Here is a 13,956-nt window from a genome sequence, read left to right on the forward strand (position 1 = left end):
TGAGAGAACACCATGCCCACCCCCTATGTGTACGCCTTCCCTTGCCTGCATAGCGCCCTGAACCTAGGGCACGTATTGCTGCCAGCGGCCCTTCTGCCATGTGGCCTGGAAGAATCGCTCCCGCTACAGCCCTTGCGGCAAGAGTTTCCGTTTCCCCCTCGCACGGCAAAATTGGTGCTTTCAGAAATGCTGGAACTGGGGCAGGGCCTTGGGGCTGCTGGCTTGGCAGAACAGCGCTTTGCGGCTGCCATGCCCCCACCCTACACAAATGATTATGAAGAAGACAGAACCTTGGAGGCGTTTATGGCCTCAGGGAACGTGCCCATTGCCCAGGGTACAGCAGAAAATGCAGACATGAGAGTGAAAGACTGCCAAAAAGTACTGCTGCTGGCCTGGCAACTGGAAGATTATTTTATAGAAATGGAACGCCTGGAGGCGTGTGTACGCGAGGCAGATGCCTCACTGCGCAAAAACCTGGGGCATGAGGAAAAACTGCTGGCCGAGACAACAGCCATACTGCCACACGCCACACTCCCCACCAGGCCCCCCACAGTGGCGGCATGGAAAGCAGTGGTGGAAGCGGCTGCGGCTTTCCTGCCACTCGATGCAGTTTTCATCACCCATGAACCCAGCATAGCCCAGCCCATGGCTGAACGCTTTGGTCCGTGCCCACTGCCGCAACACCTTGCCCATTGGCAACAGGAAATGCCCGGCCTTAGATGTGCCCATGCCCCCCTCTGGCAACTATTGGGAAAAAAGGCCCCTGCTCCTGACCGCCCCTGGCAGTTAGAAAAACGTGTGATTCTATTCACAGTTTGATTGCCTTTCATCAAGAAACTTGCCATACTAGCCAAGGAGCTCATTAATTGCCATTAATCAGTTCCTTGCCCAAACAAGCACTCTTCCCGGAAGGTATAACATCTGTGAAGAGCGCCTTTTTTATGCATGAGAGCACGTTCACTTTGAAATTGCTCGGTGGACGCAACGCGGACACCCGCGAAGCGTGTCGTTTTATTTTATTATAACAATTTGTTATAATAAAATCCTTCGCACGCTTTACTGCAAATGGATAGAGCTTTTCAAACGTAAAATGCTCTAGGGGCAGTGATTGCGCTGGCGCGCATTTGTTCATTGCAACGCAAAAAACTCTCTCAGGCAACTGCTGGTTGTTACCAGCCATGCAGCGCATAACTGCCTGCATGTTCTGGCTGAGAAAACAAGGTGCATACCATGACCCGCCCTGCTTTGCTGAAAGGCATTATATTTGATGTTGATGGCGTTTTGTTTGATTCGCGCCGCTCCAACATGGCTTACTACAACGCCATTCGCAACGCCGTGAACTTGCCCCCCATGAGCCTGGCAGAAGAAGATTTTTGCCACATGGCCTCAGCCGGTGAAGCATACCGCCACATCATTCCGCCAGAGCTAATGCCCCAGGCCATGGCTGCGGCAAATGAAATTGACTATGCCCGCTCCATTGTTCCTATGCTCAGCCCGCAGGAAGGACTGATTGAAGCCCTTTACCTGCTGCAAAGCCATGAATTGCAACTTGCCATTCTCACCAACCGCACCAATACGGTGGAGGGATTGCTGCATTATTTCAGTTTGGAAAATTTTTTCTGGCCCATAAAAACAGCCCAGAACAGCGCCCCAAAACCAAACCCTGACGGCTTGCTGCACATTCTGCAAGACTGGCGAACAGAGCCAGAACACGTAGTTTTTATTGGCGATTCTATTGTAGACAAGCAAGCAGCCCACGCCGCCGGGGTTCCTTTTTGGGCCTTTGGCAACCCCAAACTGGAAGCAGACTTGCACCTGGCCAATTACAGCGATGTCATCAGCCAAGTCACTGTGCGCCTGGGGTAAACGGCACAATGGTGCAAGATGCCTTGCTTCCTCTGCCCGGCAGAGTGGAACATAACCGCTAAAAGCACGCAAAACACAACGTTGCATGGTCTTTAATTTGTCTATTCACCCTTTGCCACAACGGGTTTAGCCCCAACCTGACAAGGAGCATCCATGTCCTTTCTGAGCCGACTCATCATTTTCCTTATTGACACCACAAACACCCTTCTGGGTATCTATACCTTTGTTGTCATTGTGGCCTGCCTCATTTCCTTTGTGAACCCAGACCCTTATAACCCCATTGTCCGCTTTTTGCGCCGCGTAACAGAACCTGCGTTCTCGTTCATTCGCCAAAAGCTTCCCTTTGTGGTGTTTGCTGGTCTGGATTTCGCACCCATTGTCCTTATTGTAGCCATCCGTTTTGTCACTTCTGTGCTGTTGCCGGAAGTGGGAAGCCTGGTACTTGGCTCTAATTTGTAGCCGATGGAAGAACTTCCCCCCTGGATTTTACCCATTGCCCCGCAGGAGTGGTACCTTTTGGTGCGTGCACTGCCAGGAGCAAAAAAAAGTGAATGTGCCGGGGTGATGGAAGGCAGGCTACGGGTGCGCATTGCCGCCCCAGCAGTGGAAAACAAGGCAAACAAAGCCCTGGTGGCTTTTATTGCAAAAACATTAAACCTTCGCCCCTCATGCATTACGTTGGAACAAGGTGACACAGGCCGGATAAAAAAGCTGCGAATTAGCGCCAAAACCCCACCAAATTGGAGTTGCCTTACCCCTTAGACACTGATAGGTATAAGGGCAATGAAGGCCGGAGGCGATAATTCCGACCCCCACTTTCGAACAAGGGAGGCATTATTATGGAACCCTATGAATTGACACTGGTTGAAAAATTGGCTGAGAACGACGCTGAAGTTAAACAACTGCGTGATGAACACGCCCTTTTTGACAAACAGTTGCAATTGCTTGAAAGCAAAAGCTACCTGAACCCCCAAGAAGAGCAGGAAGTACGCACGCTGAAGAAACAAAAACTGGACCGAAAAACCCGGCTGATGGAAGCCATCAGCGCCCATAAATAACCCATAGGAAGGATACCATGCCAAAGGAGCTCACAGGAGCCCAGATCCTTTTGGAGAGCATGTACCGCGAAGGGGTAACCACTTTTTTTGGCTACCCTGGAGGCGCTGTTATTGATATCTACGATGCCCTTGCGGATTCTCCTTTGGAGCATATCCTTGTGCGGCATGAGCAGGGGGCTGTGCATGCAGCGGATGGTTACGCACGTGCCTCTGGCAAGGTTGGGGTGTGTCTTGTCACCTCTGGCCCCGGTGCAACCAATGCTGTTACAGGCATTGCCACTGCTTATGCCGACTCTATTCCCATGGTTATTTTCACAGGGCAGGTTTCCAGCCCGCTTATTGGCAACGATGCGTTCCAGGAAGTGGACATTGTAGGCATTACCCGCCCCTGCACCAAGCATAACTACCTGGTAAAAGATCTGACCAAACTGGCCCAGACCATTCGCCAGGCATTTTACCTTGCCCGCACAGGCAGGCCTGGCCCTGTATTGGTTGACCTGCCCAAAGACCTTATGCAGGCAAAAACAGAATTTGTGTGGCCTGAAGAAGTGCGCATGCGTTCTTACAACCCCAACTACAAGCCGAACCTTGTGCAGCTTCGCCGTGCGGCAGAGCTGGCGGTGGAAGCAAAACGCCCCCTCATTCTTATGGGCGGCGGGGTTGTGGGGTCCAATGCCGGCCCCGCGCTGAAAAGAATTGCCGAACGTTTTTCCATCCCCGTGGTTTCCACCCTCATGGGGCTTAGCGGCTTTCCCTGCACCCACCCTTTGTGGATGGGTATGGTGGGCATGCACGGCGCTGTGTATGCTAACCGCGCCCTTACGGAAACAGACCTGATTATTGCTGTGGGTACCCGCTTTGCAGACAGGGTAACTGGCAAGCTCTCCGTTTTCGCCAAAAATGCCCACATTGTGCATGTGGACATAGACCCCACTTCCATCCGTAAAAACGTGAAAGTGGACGTGCCTGTGGTAGCAGACTGCCGTGAGACCCTGGAACAACTGTACCAGGTTCTGGAAGCCTGCGCAAAAACGACAGACTTTACAGCAGACCACAAGGAATGGCTGGACCGCCTGAATATGTTCCGCCAGGAATATCCCCTTTCCTACAGCAAAAACGGGAACATCAAGCCGCAGCATGTTATTGAGGCATTAAGCCAGCTTGCACCGGAAAATACGATTATTGCCACCGAAGTGGGCCAAAACCAAATGTGGAGCGCCCAGTTCTTTCAGTTTACCACACCGCGCACCTGGCTTACCTCTGGTGGGCTGGGCACCATGGGTTATGGGCTGCCAGCAGCCATGGGGGCACAGTGTGCCAAACCAGATTCCCTTGTAGTGAACGTGGCAGGCGATGGCTCCATTCAAATGAACATTCAGGAAATGGCCACCATTGTTGAAAATAAACTCCCTGTTAAGGTGCTTATTTTAAACAACTGCAACCTTGGCATGGTGCGCCAATGGCAAGAGTTGTTTTATGCAGGCAACTACATGGCCACCTGCATGACTGGCCAGCCAGATTTTGTCAAACTGGCAGAAGCTTACGGTGCTGAAGGGTACCGCATTGTCCATGAATCTGAACTGATGGAAACCCTTGCCAAGGCGCTTTCTTCACCCAACCCTGCCATTATTGATGTGCATATTGACCGGGAAGAAAAAGTGTACCCCATGGTGCCTGCCGGGGCCGCCCTGGACGAAATGCTACTGACTTAGGTCAGATACATTTTGAAACGTAACCGTTGCAAAATGGAGCAAACGCCTGCTTTGGGCAGATACACCAAAGCAGTAGCAGAGCATTTTTAGCTGTACAATGCTCTTAGCAGCATTTTTTCCGTTCATTCCCCGCACAGATATATTGAAACACGAGGAACGCGCATGAGACATGTTCTTTCAGTTCTTGTAGAAAACGAACCGGGTGTTCTTTCCCGCGTGGCAGGTCTTTTTAGTGGGCGTGGCTTTAACATTGAATCACTTAACGTGGCCACAACCCTTGACCCTGGCGTTTCCCACATGACCATTACCACTTCTGGCGATGAGCAGATTATTGAACAAATAATCAAGCAACTTCGCAAGCTTATTACCAGCATCAAGGTAGTGGACTTTGCAGAACTCAGTTGCGTTGAACGTGAAATGATGCTCATTAAAGTACAGGCCGACGATGCCCGCCGGGGTGAAGTGCTGCGTATTGCAGACATTTTTCGCTGCAAGGTAGTAGACGTGAGCCTGAACGACCTGACCCTGGAAGCCACAGGCACCCAGGAAAAAACCCAGGCCATTATCAATTTGCTTGCCCGGTTTGGCATTAAAGATATAGTCCGTACCGGCACCCTTGCCATGCGCCGCAGCATGCAGCCCGACGGCCAGCAAGCATAGTTTTTTTGTTGCCGCAGCAGGTTGCAAAGAGTATACCCTGCCCCGGCTACGGCTGAGTAACGAGTTTTTGGGAACGCCTGTTTTTCGTTTGGTACAGTGCATGCCTCTTTTTGCAACGGGGCGAGACTTTTGTCTTGCCTCGCATTGAAAAAAGAAAACAATGCCCCCACCAAATACAAGAACATCGTATTTCCTTAATTAACCACTTGAACTTTTAGGGAGACAGGATGAAAGTTTACTACGACAAAGACGCTGATTTGGCACTTTTGAAGAACAAAGTTGTGGCCATTATCGGCTACGGCAGCCAAGGCCACGCCCATGCCCAGAACCTGCGCGATTCTGGCGTGAACGTGATTGTGGGCCAGCGCCCCGGTGGCGCCAACTATGCCCTGGCAAAAGAACATGGTTTTGAACCCATGTCTGCTGCTGAAGCGGCCCAAAAAGCAGACATCATCATGATTCTGCTGCCAGACCAGCACCAGGCCGATGTTTACAACAACGACATCAAGCCCCACATGAAGGCTGGCAAATGCCTGGTGTTTGCACACGGCTTTAACATCCACTTCAGCCAGATTGAGCCCCCGAAAGATGTGGACGTGTTCCTGGTAGCCCCCAAAGGCCCAGGCCACATGGTGCGCCGCACCTTTACTGAAGGCAGCGGTGTGCCCTGCCTGGTGGCCATTCACCAAGATGCCACCGGCAACGCCCTGAAAATTGGTCTGGCCTATGCCAAAGGTGTAGGCGGCGCTCGTTCCGGCGTTATTGAAACCACCTTCCGTGAAGAAACAGAAACCGATCTTTTCGGTGAACAGGCAGTGCTGTGCGGCGGCTTGTGCGCCCTTATTCAGGCCGGTTTTGAAACCCTTACCGAAGCTGGTTATGCCCCTGAAATGGCATACTTTGAGTGCCTGCACGAAGTAAAACTCATTGTAGACCTGATGTATGAAGGCGGCATGGCAAAAATGCGCCACTCCATTAGCGACACAGCAGAATACGGCGACTACGTTACCGGACCCCGCGTGGTAACGGCAGAAACCAAAAAAGCCATGAAAGAAGTGCTGGCCGATATTCAAAGCGGCCGCTTTGCCCGTGACTTCATTCTGGAAAACAAAGCCAACATGGCCAGCTTCAAAGCCACCCGCCGCTTGCAGGCAGAGCACCCCATTGAAAAAGTGGGCGCCAACCTGCGCGCTATGATGCCCTGGCTGCAAAAGAAGTAGTAACACCAGCTTCCGCGCCCTGCCCTTCTCCCATGAACGGCAGGGCACACACCACAAAACCCCCGGTACCCATAGGCACCGGGGGTTTTGGTAAATGAATTAATTAATTTTCTTTGGGGGACGCTGTCCCCAAGAAAAATCAATTATTCCGTCATTTCTTTTTCCAGCTCTTCTTCAGCCAGGGCATCGAACTCTTGCCGGGTCATGCCGGTAATCTGCTTGAACTGCTCATCGTTTGCTTCGTCCAGGGCTCCGGTGAAAATGGCCAGCAAAACGCGGCCTTCGCCCAGGCTTTCCTCAAGCTCGGGCTCCAGTTCCACTGGCAGCATAGGAATAACGGTAAGCAGGGTTTCCAGGGCGCCCAGGGGTTCAATGGGTTCTGCCATAGCCCCATGCAGCATACCCGCTTCCCCCAACATTTCCCAGGCAAACGAACCGCTATCCACGCACACTTTACCCACAAGCTCTTCGGGAACATCGTCGCCGGGTTCGCACAAGTACACATCGCCTTGCTCAAACTCTTCAACATCCGCAAGGGTCGCATAAAACTCTTTATTCTCTTCGTAGTCTGGCATATCTGTGGGGGTCACCATAGCGGTATATTCGCACTCCACAAGACAATCCAGCACACGTAAATTGGTAAACCCGCAATCGCAAAAGCTTTGCATTTCAAGCAGGCTAAAAACCAGGTTCCGCTTTTGCGCTACTGGCAGGTTAGATTCTGCTATCTGCACAATGCTCACTTCCACAAAAAATTCCACTTGATGCATGGACACAAGGCACTCCTAGGTGTTTACAGTTGGTCAGCCAGAGCAGCATTTACTGGCAATAGGCCTATTTTATTAACTAATTGTTGAAGTTCAGGCTATAAATCTTCCATTTCCTCATCAAACACGTCTCGCACAATGTCCATGGCCACCACATCCAGAATGGAGTCATCGTCTGTAGGGGTAAGCACAGGTAAATAGTCTTGCCCTTCGCTTAATGCCTGCCCGGCTTTATCGGTATACACCAGCACGCGTTCGCGCATGGCGTCCATAACAACCTGTTCCTCATTTTCCAAGGCAGCAAGTACCCCTTCATAAGAAAGGCTTTCCAGGGCTTTACGTTGTTCTGCCTTAGCGGCCTCATACGCATTGGTCATATATCCTCCACCCCATAGGGCAGTATTGCAAGGTTTTCAGGCCTGTTTGGGAAACGCTGCTGTATTCAGAACGCCTCAAGGAAACAAGCCAGCTCCAGAAAAATAGTCTAATTTGGTGATTTACCAACAATCTCTTCCGCCGCAGTAGGCTGGGTAGAGCGTTGCTGCACAATGCGTGAATGGGGGGGCACGCCGTGGGTAAGCCACACGTTACCACCAATGATACTGCCTGAACCAATGGTTATGCGCCCAAGAATGGTAGCACCAGCATACACGGTCACACCATCTTCCAGCACGGGGTGCCGGGGTTGGCCTTTCACCAATACACCTTGCTCATCCTTCTGGAAGGAAAGCGCCCCAAGGGTAACCCCCTGGTACAGGCGGCAACGCTTGCCCAGCACACAGGTTTCCCCAATGACCACCCCTGTGCCGTGGTCTATGAAAAATTCTTCACCAATAGTGGCACCGGGGTGAATATCAATACCTGTGCTACCGTGGCCCATTTCACTGATAATGCGGGGAATAAGGGGCACTTCCAGGGAATACAGGGCGTGGGCAATGCGGTGGTGGGTAAGGGCGGCAATGGAAGGATAACAAAAAATGGTTTCCGCAGGCGACTTGGCCGCCGGGTCACCTTCATAGGCGGCTTTCACATCGCTTGCCAACAGGTCGCGTATGGCGGGCAACTGTTCCATGAAACGTAAAGCACCTTCGTGGGCTTTATCTTCGCACCACTGGCACTCCACATTGGTGTCGTCGCACATAAAGCAGTAGCCGCGGTGAATTTGCTTTTTCAGCAGGCAAAAAATGGAATCCAGGTTTGCCGCCATGTGGTAACGCAGGGAATCGCCCACTACCCTGCCGCTTCCGTAATAGCCTGGAAACAGTGCAGCCCGCAGGCGGTCCATAAGTTCATGCAGCATTGCAAGGGAAGGCATGGAAACCGCCCCCTGCCCAGCAACAGGAATGGAGTAATGCGCCGCAGGACGGCACAGGGCTTCTGCCACAGAGGCAACCAAACGGCTGCTGGTAGCATTGGCCGCCAGTTCATGCAGTGATATTTCTTTCATGCTTGTGTTCCTTATACAGCAACGCCACAGGCCGCTGTTCTTGGGCTACCTTCCGTTTATTCTGCCGCAGCAAACAACGCCGTGGAAAGATAGCGTTCTGCCGTATCGCACGCTATAAACACAATGCGCTTGCCCTTGTTTTCCGGCTGGCAGGCAAGATGCAGGGCGGCATGGGCCGCAGCACCGGCAGAAATGCCCGCGAAAATACCCTCTTCACGCATAAGCCGCCGGGCAGCCTGCACGGCCTGCGGGCCGGAAACACGAATAACGCCATCCAGCAGGGAAACATCCAAAGCCTGGGGCACAAACCCTGCCCCAATGCCCTGAATGGGGTGCGGCTGCGCCGAACCACCTGAAAGTACTGGCGATTCATCCGGCTCTACCCCAAAGGTGCGCACCATGGGGTTATGGGCCTTAAGCGCCCGGGCAACCCCGGTAAAAGTGCCGCCAGTACCAATGCCAGCCACAAAAATATCAATTTTGCCCCCGGTGTCACGCCAAATTTCCTGCCCGGTGGTGCGTTCATGCATCAGCGGGCCTGCAAGGTTGGCAAACTGCTGCAGCAACACGGCACCTGGGTTGGCAGCGGCAATGCGCTCGGCTTCATTTACGGCCCCGGTCATACCGTGGGCTTTGGGGGTAAGCACCAGTTCTGCCCCCATGCCACGCAAAATGGCTTTGCGCTCTTCACTCATGCTTTCCGGCATGGTCAGCACCAGTCGGTAGCCCTTCACCGCAGCTACCACGGCAAGGCCAATGCCTGTGTTACCGCTGGTAGGTTCCACCACCATGTGGGGTGGGTTTGCATGGGGCACAAGCTGCCCGGCGTGCTCCGCGGCCTCAACCATGGCCAGGGCAAGGCGGTCTTTTACGGAAGAAGAAGGATTATAAAACTCCAGCTTGGCCAACACTTCTGCCCCGCACTCCGGCAGGGAAGCCGGAATGGCGTTTAGCCGAACCAAGGGGGTATTGCCAGTAAGGTTAAGTACTGAATTCGCTATCGTCATGGTTTTCTCCTTGTGGGGCCATAAAGCGCACAAGTTCAAACAGTTTGCGTCTATGGGTTGCCTCGATATAATAATACTGGTTTTGTGGCACGTAAATATACGGCACATCTTTTGTATTACGGAACACAAATAAGGAAAGGATCATACGGTTTACAGCTTGGTGCCCAATAACAAGCATACCTGGCTTGCCACCGGAAATAAACAAAGCCTTTCGCAAGCCCCGTTCTACCCGTTCGCACATGGTACTGTACCCTTCCCCTTGCGGATACACATAATGATATTTATCATGGTGCCGCGCAAGATATTCCTCGGGCATTTGCTCGCGAATGTCTTCATAGCGCATACTGTCGCAAATACCGGCATCAATTTCGTCCAGCTCTGGCAAACACACATGAATACATTCCGGGTGCATGGCCAGCACCGGGGCAGCCGTTTCCAGCGAACGTTTTCGACTGGAGGTAAACACATAAGCCAAATGCTTGCCACGAAACTGCTCCGCAAGGTTGTAGGCCTGCTCCATGCCATGTTCCGTCAGGCTTGGGTCACCCCCAATGCGCCCTTCAAGGTTGAACACGCTCTCACCGTGCCGGGCAAGGTACATGCCGCGCACAAGGTCTGAAACCACCACGTCGCGAATGTGCAGGTAATACGGAAGCTCAGCGGCATTATTTTCTGCCAGCACCTGGTTGCGCAATGTATCTACCCGCATGTAGTGCGCTTCGGAAGAAAGGGGGGAATAGATGCTGGAGTAATATTCAATGCGCTGCATAAAGCACCGCACCGCTTCTTCCTGGGAAAGGCTCGAAAATTCCGGCAACCTTGCCTTGCATTGCACCGTGGTGGCCAAAAGGTCATCATCATTATTGGCACATTCAATGAATAGCACCGGGGCTTCCGTAAGCAGTTCGCACAGGTGATCGCGCCGCTTGCGGCCCACATTGGTGCCATCCAGAATAGCCACCTCACCACCAGATTCCAGGAACTCTTTAGCGTGCAGGGCATTCATAACGGCCAAATCTTCACGCTGCTTGCGGCCTAGTTCGTTGTCAGGCCGGTAAAACTCCGGGTGGGAAGAAGACGGCCCTAGAAATTTTCTGCGCAATTCACCATTATTAAAAAGCTCTGTGGCAATGCCTTCCGCAATAAAGCCTTCTTTCAGGCGGTGGGCCAGGGTTGATTTGCCCCTGGCAGGCAACCCCACCATTACTATAAATAACCGCCTCATAAGAACGCTCCTTGTGGTGCATGCCGTATGGCAGCACCCTTGTGTATTGGCAAATGGTTACCATTTGTGCCACCTGCGCCCGGCAACGTCAATGCCCTTCTAGAGCATTTTACCTTTGAAAAGTTGTATTAATTTTCCGTAATACACATGGGCAACTCAACATAACCCAAGGTGATAATAGAATAAAACGACACGCTTCGCGAGTGTCCGCTGCGCGTCCACAGAGCATTTCACAGTTGAAATGCTCTAACCAAAAAGAACGGGGAGGAACCACACGGTTTCTCCCCATTCTGCAAACTGTATGTTACATGGCATGCTACGGATACAGGCAAGGCTCAAAGGCCCAAAGACTATTCCAATTCGCGGGTATAAAACACCTGGATGTCGCATGTGGATTCATCAAATTCATCGTCATCCTTTACTATTTCCGCTTCGCCTACCAAGCCGGGCAGTTTTGGTATTTTCCCGGCATATTCACCACGCGGTTCATGCAACGTAGTGCTGGCGTGCACTTCCCACATACGCTCGGTAAGGGGCTCAATGCCTTCCCCGGTAAGAGCGGAAATAAAGAATATTTCCCGCCCTGCTGCCGCGGCCTGTTCATGTAAAGTGGCAAGGCGTTCCGGCGTGGCAAGGTCAATTTTATTCACCACTTCTATTTGCTGGCGGGTGGTAAGTTCCGGGTCGAACAATTCAAGCTCGGTATTAATCAAATCAAAGGGCGCAAACGGATCGTCTTCTGGCATATCTTCCACACTGGCAATGTGTACAAGAAAGCGTGCGCGCTCCACATGCTTCAAAAACCGGTGCCCCAGGCCATAGCCTGTGTGCGCCCCTTCCACAAGGCCGGGTATGTCGGCAATGATCATGCGCCTATCATAGCTGCCGTCGTGCAGCATAACGCCCAAGTTTGGCTCTATGGTGGTGAAGGGGTAGTTTGCTATTTTAGGGCGAGCAGCGGAAACAGCTGCAATAAAGGTGGACTTTCCGGCATTGGGCAAGCCAAGCAGCCCGCAATCGGCAAGAATTTTCAACTCCACCGCAAGGGTAAGCTCTTCACATGGTTCCCCTGGTTGGGCAAACCGTGGAGCACGCATGGTGGCTGACTTAAAAAATTCGTTGCCCCGGCCACCGCGCCCGCCATTGGCAATAATTGCTTCCATGCCAGTTTCGGAAAGGTCGCACAGCAATTCAGAACGGGTACCTTGCGTAAAGCGAAATACCTGGCTGCCCACAGGCAGTTCAATAACCAGGTCATCCCCCTGGCGGCCGTTACACTGTGAACCCTGCCCCGGCTGGCCGTTTTGCGCTTCATATAAGCGCTTCAGGCGAAAATCGTACAGGGAGTGCAGCCGGTCGCTGGCGCGCAGAATAACGTCACCGCCCTTGCCACCATCGCCACCATCCGGGCCACCCCTGGGAACAAATTTTTCACGGCGGAAAGAAACACACCCGTGCCCGCCTTTGCCTGAACGCACTGTTATGACGGCTTCGTCCACAAAACGCATAATATACCTGCTCTGGATTTTTTCGCTATAAAAAAGCGATTTGCAGGAAAGGCCTGCACCACATACTTTTTCAAAGCGCGGTTTACCATCCGCACAGAGCATTTCGACAGTTTTAGCGTAGAAACACTCTTATAAAAAGAAAAGGGCAAAAGCGGCCAACCCGCCTTTGCCCAAAAAGTACCGCTTATCAGCGCTTATGCACTGACAGGAATAACATGAACGCGGGTTTTAACCCGGTTCTTGCGAACATACTTTTCAAACTTTACCACGCCATCGCAGGTGGCAAAAATGGTAAAATCGCGGCCAAGGCCTACGTTGGTGCCAGGGTGTACTTTTGTACCCAACTGGCGCACAATGATGTTTCCAGCCAATACAGCCTGCCCACCGAAACGCTTGATGCCCCGGCGCTGGCCAATACTGTCGCGACCGTTACGTGAACTGCCGCCCGCTTTTTTAGTTGCCATGGTTCAACTCCTGAAAAAGGGTCGAGTTACGCCGTGATGGACGTGACTTTGATGGTCGTGTAGTTCTGACGGTGGCCCTGCATCCGACGCGAATCGTTGCGGCGCCATTTTTTGAAAACGCGAATTTTTTCGCCGCGTCCGTGCTCCAGCACTTCAGCGGTGACTTTGGCACCCGACACATATGGGGCACCCACAGACAGCGAACCGCCGCCGAGCATAAGCACTTTTTCAATGGTCACAGCATTGCCCACTTCGGCTTCAATGCTTGCCACTTGCAGTTTAGTGCCTTCCTCAACACGGTATTGCTTGCCACCAGTTTCAATGATTGCGTACATGCAGTTAACCTCCGGAAAATGCGAAAAGAGCTTGTAGCTCAAGTTGCGTGAAAAAGTCAAGAAAAAAAGCACGGCAATAAAAAAGCCGTAAGCCTTTGCCGCACTATGAGGCTGCAACACAACCACAAAAGACAAAGGGACATCTGCACCACAAATGTCAGGCAGCCACATACGCAAATTCTGTGGCACAACACCTGTGGTGGGGTATAAACGCTTTCTGCCAGGGGCGCAAAAAGAAAAAAACTCCCCAGGGTGAATATACACCTGCCCCATGCTTGTTACACGAGACAACAAGAAAGGCTAATACCATTTAGGAGTTACCCAAACAGCCAAAAAGAACATTTTGGCAAGGGGGCCTACCTGCGCAACTTTTACGCATGGTATCTGCTTAGTGGTGCATATGCTCCGCACGGGAAATACGCTTAAAAGCCATATACATGATCCACACAAAGTAAATGCCAATCAGGCTTACTCCCACCACAGCATCTGGGGCAAAAGAAAGCTTGGAAACAAACAAACTCCACATGGCGCTTCCTCCGGTATAAGTATGTATCCGTGAATTGATAGGCCTGAACAACAAAAAAAGTCAAGCATTTTCCGTTTACAGCAACAAAAATATACTATTTTTTCGACCACATGCTATTGACTAACAGAAAGAAGGTATGCTAGAGGACAACTTGTGAACAA

At 52.0% G+C, this 13,956-nt stretch carries 17 protein-coding genes; 8 read left to right on the forward strand and 9 right to left on the reverse strand.

Annotated elements, in window-relative coordinates; genetic code table 11:
• Positions 1 to 12: 12 nt before the first annotated feature.
• The 8 genes from G497_RS0104360 to ilvC all read left to right on the forward strand — a co-directional run bounded on the left by G497_RS0104360 (position 13) and on the right by ilvC (position 6,516).
• The gene (locus G497_RS0104360; protein ID WP_027187229.1) at positions 13 to 819 is read left to right on the forward strand and encodes a hypothetical protein; all 807 of its coding nucleotides are present in this window, start codon (positions 13 to 15) and stop codon (positions 817 to 819) included.
• A gap of 411 nt (positions 820 to 1,230) precedes the next feature.
• On the forward strand, positions 1,231 to 1,866 hold the full coding sequence (locus G497_RS0104370; protein ID WP_034636623.1) for an HAD family hydrolase: 636 nt from the start codon (positions 1,231 to 1,233) through the stop codon (positions 1,864 to 1,866).
• Between the two features lie 153 nt (positions 1,867 to 2,019).
• Positions 2,020 to 2,325, forward strand: a complete 306-nt coding sequence (locus G497_RS0104375) for a YggT family protein (protein WP_027187232.1) — start codon at positions 2,020 to 2,022, stop codon at positions 2,323 to 2,325.
• Positions 2,326 to 2,328: 3 nt separating this feature from the next.
• Positions 2,329 to 2,628, forward strand: coding sequence for a DUF167 domain-containing protein (locus G497_RS0104380; RefSeq protein ID WP_027187233.1), 300 nt, complete (start codon positions 2,329 to 2,331; stop codon positions 2,626 to 2,628).
• Positions 2,629 to 2,705: 77 nt separating this feature from the next.
• Positions 2,706 to 2,924: a hypothetical protein gene (locus tag G497_RS0104385; RefSeq protein ID WP_027187234.1), complete on the forward strand. Its 219-nt coding sequence runs from the start codon at positions 2,706 to 2,708 to the stop codon at positions 2,922 to 2,924.
• Between the two features lie 17 nt (positions 2,925 to 2,941).
• On the forward strand, positions 2,942 to 4,636 hold the full coding sequence (gene ilvB / locus G497_RS0104390; protein ID WP_027187235.1) for a biosynthetic-type acetolactate synthase large subunit: 1,695 nt from the start codon (positions 2,942 to 2,944) through the stop codon (positions 4,634 to 4,636).
• 162 nt (positions 4,637 to 4,798) lie between these two features.
• Positions 4,799 to 5,296: an acetolactate synthase small subunit gene (ilvN, locus tag G497_RS0104395; RefSeq protein ID WP_027187236.1), complete on the forward strand. Its 498-nt coding sequence runs from the start codon at positions 4,799 to 4,801 to the stop codon at positions 5,294 to 5,296.
• A 227-nt stretch (positions 5,297 to 5,523) separates the two neighbouring features.
• The gene (ilvC, locus tag G497_RS0104400; RefSeq protein WP_027187237.1) at positions 5,524 to 6,516 is read left to right on the forward strand and encodes a ketol-acid reductoisomerase; all 993 of its coding nucleotides are present in this window, start codon (positions 5,524 to 5,526) and stop codon (positions 6,514 to 6,516) included.
• Positions 6,517 to 6,659: 143 nt separating this feature from the next.
• Here the strand turns inward: ilvC and G497_RS0104405 are convergent, their stop codons facing one another.
• The 9 genes from G497_RS0104405 to G497_RS20325 form a co-directional block, all read right to left on the reverse strand.
• Positions 6,660 to 7,292 (reverse strand): hypothetical protein, encoded by a 633-nt coding sequence (locus G497_RS0104405; protein ID WP_027187238.1) that lies wholly within the window; start codon positions 7,290 to 7,292, stop codon positions 6,660 to 6,662.
• Between the two features lie 89 nt (positions 7,293 to 7,381).
• Positions 7,382 to 7,660: a hypothetical protein gene (locus G497_RS0104410; RefSeq protein ID WP_027187239.1), complete on the reverse strand. Its 279-nt coding sequence runs from the start codon at positions 7,658 to 7,660 to the stop codon at positions 7,382 to 7,384.
• A gap of 107 nt (positions 7,661 to 7,767) precedes the next feature.
• On the reverse strand, positions 7,768 to 8,730 hold the full coding sequence (gene epsC / locus G497_RS0104415; protein ID WP_027187240.1) for a serine O-acetyltransferase EpsC: 963 nt from the start codon (positions 8,728 to 8,730) through the stop codon (positions 7,768 to 7,770).
• A gap of 56 nt (positions 8,731 to 8,786) precedes the next feature.
• Positions 8,787 to 9,737 carry a cysteine synthase A gene (gene cysK / locus G497_RS0104420; protein ID WP_027187241.1) on the reverse strand — a complete coding sequence of 317 codons (951 nt, stop codon included), beginning with the start codon at positions 9,735 to 9,737 and terminating at the stop codon, positions 8,787 to 8,789.
• On the reverse strand, positions 9,712 to 10,962 hold the full coding sequence (locus tag G497_RS16735) for a bifunctional nucleoside/nucleotide kinase/histidine phosphatase family protein (RefSeq protein ID WP_051257836.1): 1,251 nt from the start codon (positions 10,960 to 10,962) through the stop codon (positions 9,712 to 9,714). The genes cysK and G497_RS16735 overlap by 26 nt, the downstream gene beginning before the upstream one ends.
• Positions 10,963 to 11,312: 350 nt before the next feature.
• Positions 11,313 to 12,470 (reverse strand): GTPase ObgE, encoded by a 1,158-nt coding sequence (obgE, locus tag G497_RS0104430; protein ID WP_027187242.1) that lies wholly within the window; start codon positions 12,468 to 12,470, stop codon positions 11,313 to 11,315.
• Positions 12,471 to 12,664: 194 nt separating this feature from the next.
• Entirely contained in the window at positions 12,665 to 12,934 is a 270-nt protein-coding gene (gene rpmA, locus G497_RS0104435; protein WP_027187243.1) for a 50S ribosomal protein L27, read from the reverse strand.
• Between the two features lie 26 nt (positions 12,935 to 12,960).
• The gene (gene rplU, locus G497_RS0104440) at positions 12,961 to 13,269 is read right to left on the reverse strand and encodes a 50S ribosomal protein L21 (RefSeq protein WP_027187244.1); all 309 of its coding nucleotides are present in this window, start codon (positions 13,267 to 13,269) and stop codon (positions 12,961 to 12,963) included.
• A gap of 388 nt (positions 13,270 to 13,657) precedes the next feature.
• Positions 13,658 to 13,795, reverse strand: coding sequence for a hypothetical protein (locus tag G497_RS20325; RefSeq protein WP_169726969.1), 138 nt, complete (start codon positions 13,793 to 13,795; stop codon positions 13,658 to 13,660).
• Between the last annotated feature and the right edge of the window lie 161 nt (positions 13,796 to 13,956).

This window comes from Desulfovibrio cuneatus DSM 11391, assembly GCF_000430005.1.
GTDB classification, from domain to species: domain Bacteria; phylum Desulfobacterota; class Desulfovibrionia; order Desulfovibrionales; family Desulfovibrionaceae; genus Frigididesulfovibrio; species Frigididesulfovibrio cuneatus.

What these genes read in the sequence shown, in the direction of transcription:
- G497_RS0104370 (WP_034636623.1), top strand. Translation starts at nt 1,231, where the DNA reads ATGACCCGCCCTGCTTTGCTGAAAGGCATTATATTTGATGTTGATGGC.
- G497_RS0104410 (WP_027187239.1), bottom strand. Translation starts at nt 7,660, where the DNA reads ATGACCAATGCGTATGAGGCCGCTAAGGCAGAACAACGTAAAGCCCTG.
- ilvB (WP_027187235.1), top strand. Translation starts at nt 2,942, where the DNA reads ATGCCAAAGGAGCTCACAGGAGCCCAGATCCTTTTGGAGAGCATGTAC.
- G497_RS16735 (WP_051257836.1), bottom strand. Translation starts at nt 10,962, where the DNA reads ATGAGGCGGTTATTTATAGTAATGGTGGGGTTGCCTGCCAGGGGCAAA.
- G497_RS0104385 (WP_027187234.1), top strand. Translation starts at nt 2,706, where the DNA reads ATGGAACCCTATGAATTGACACTGGTTGAAAAATTGGCTGAGAACGAC.
- G497_RS0104380 (WP_027187233.1), top strand. Translation starts at nt 2,329, where the DNA reads ATGGAAGAACTTCCCCCCTGGATTTTACCCATTGCCCCGCAGGAGTGG.
- G497_RS0104360 (WP_027187229.1), top strand. Translation starts at nt 13, where the DNA reads ATGCCCACCCCCTATGTGTACGCCTTCCCTTGCCTGCATAGCGCCCTG.
- epsC (WP_027187240.1), bottom strand. Translation starts at nt 8,730, where the DNA reads ATGAAAGAAATATCACTGCATGAACTGGCGGCCAATGCTACCAGCAGC.
- ilvC (WP_027187237.1), top strand. Translation starts at nt 5,524, where the DNA reads ATGAAAGTTTACTACGACAAAGACGCTGATTTGGCACTTTTGAAGAAC.
- G497_RS20325 (WP_169726969.1), bottom strand. Translation starts at nt 13,795, where the DNA reads ATGTGGAGTTTGTTTGTTTCCAAGCTTTCTTTTGCCCCAGATGCTGTG.
- ilvN (WP_027187236.1), top strand. Translation starts at nt 4,799, where the DNA reads ATGAGACATGTTCTTTCAGTTCTTGTAGAAAACGAACCGGGTGTTCTT.
- cysK (WP_027187241.1), bottom strand. Translation starts at nt 9,737, where the DNA reads ATGACGATAGCGAATTCAGTACTTAACCTTACTGGCAATACCCCCTTG.
- G497_RS0104375 (WP_027187232.1), top strand. Translation starts at nt 2,020, where the DNA reads ATGTCCTTTCTGAGCCGACTCATCATTTTCCTTATTGACACCACAAAC.
- obgE (WP_027187242.1), bottom strand. Translation starts at nt 12,470, where the DNA reads ATGCGTTTTGTGGACGAAGCCGTCATAACAGTGCGTTCAGGCAAAGGC.
- rplU (WP_027187244.1), bottom strand. Translation starts at nt 13,269, where the DNA reads ATGTACGCAATCATTGAAACTGGTGGCAAGCAATACCGTGTTGAGGAA.
- rpmA (WP_027187243.1), bottom strand. Translation starts at nt 12,934, where the DNA reads ATGGCAACTAAAAAAGCGGGCGGCAGTTCACGTAACGGTCGCGACAGT.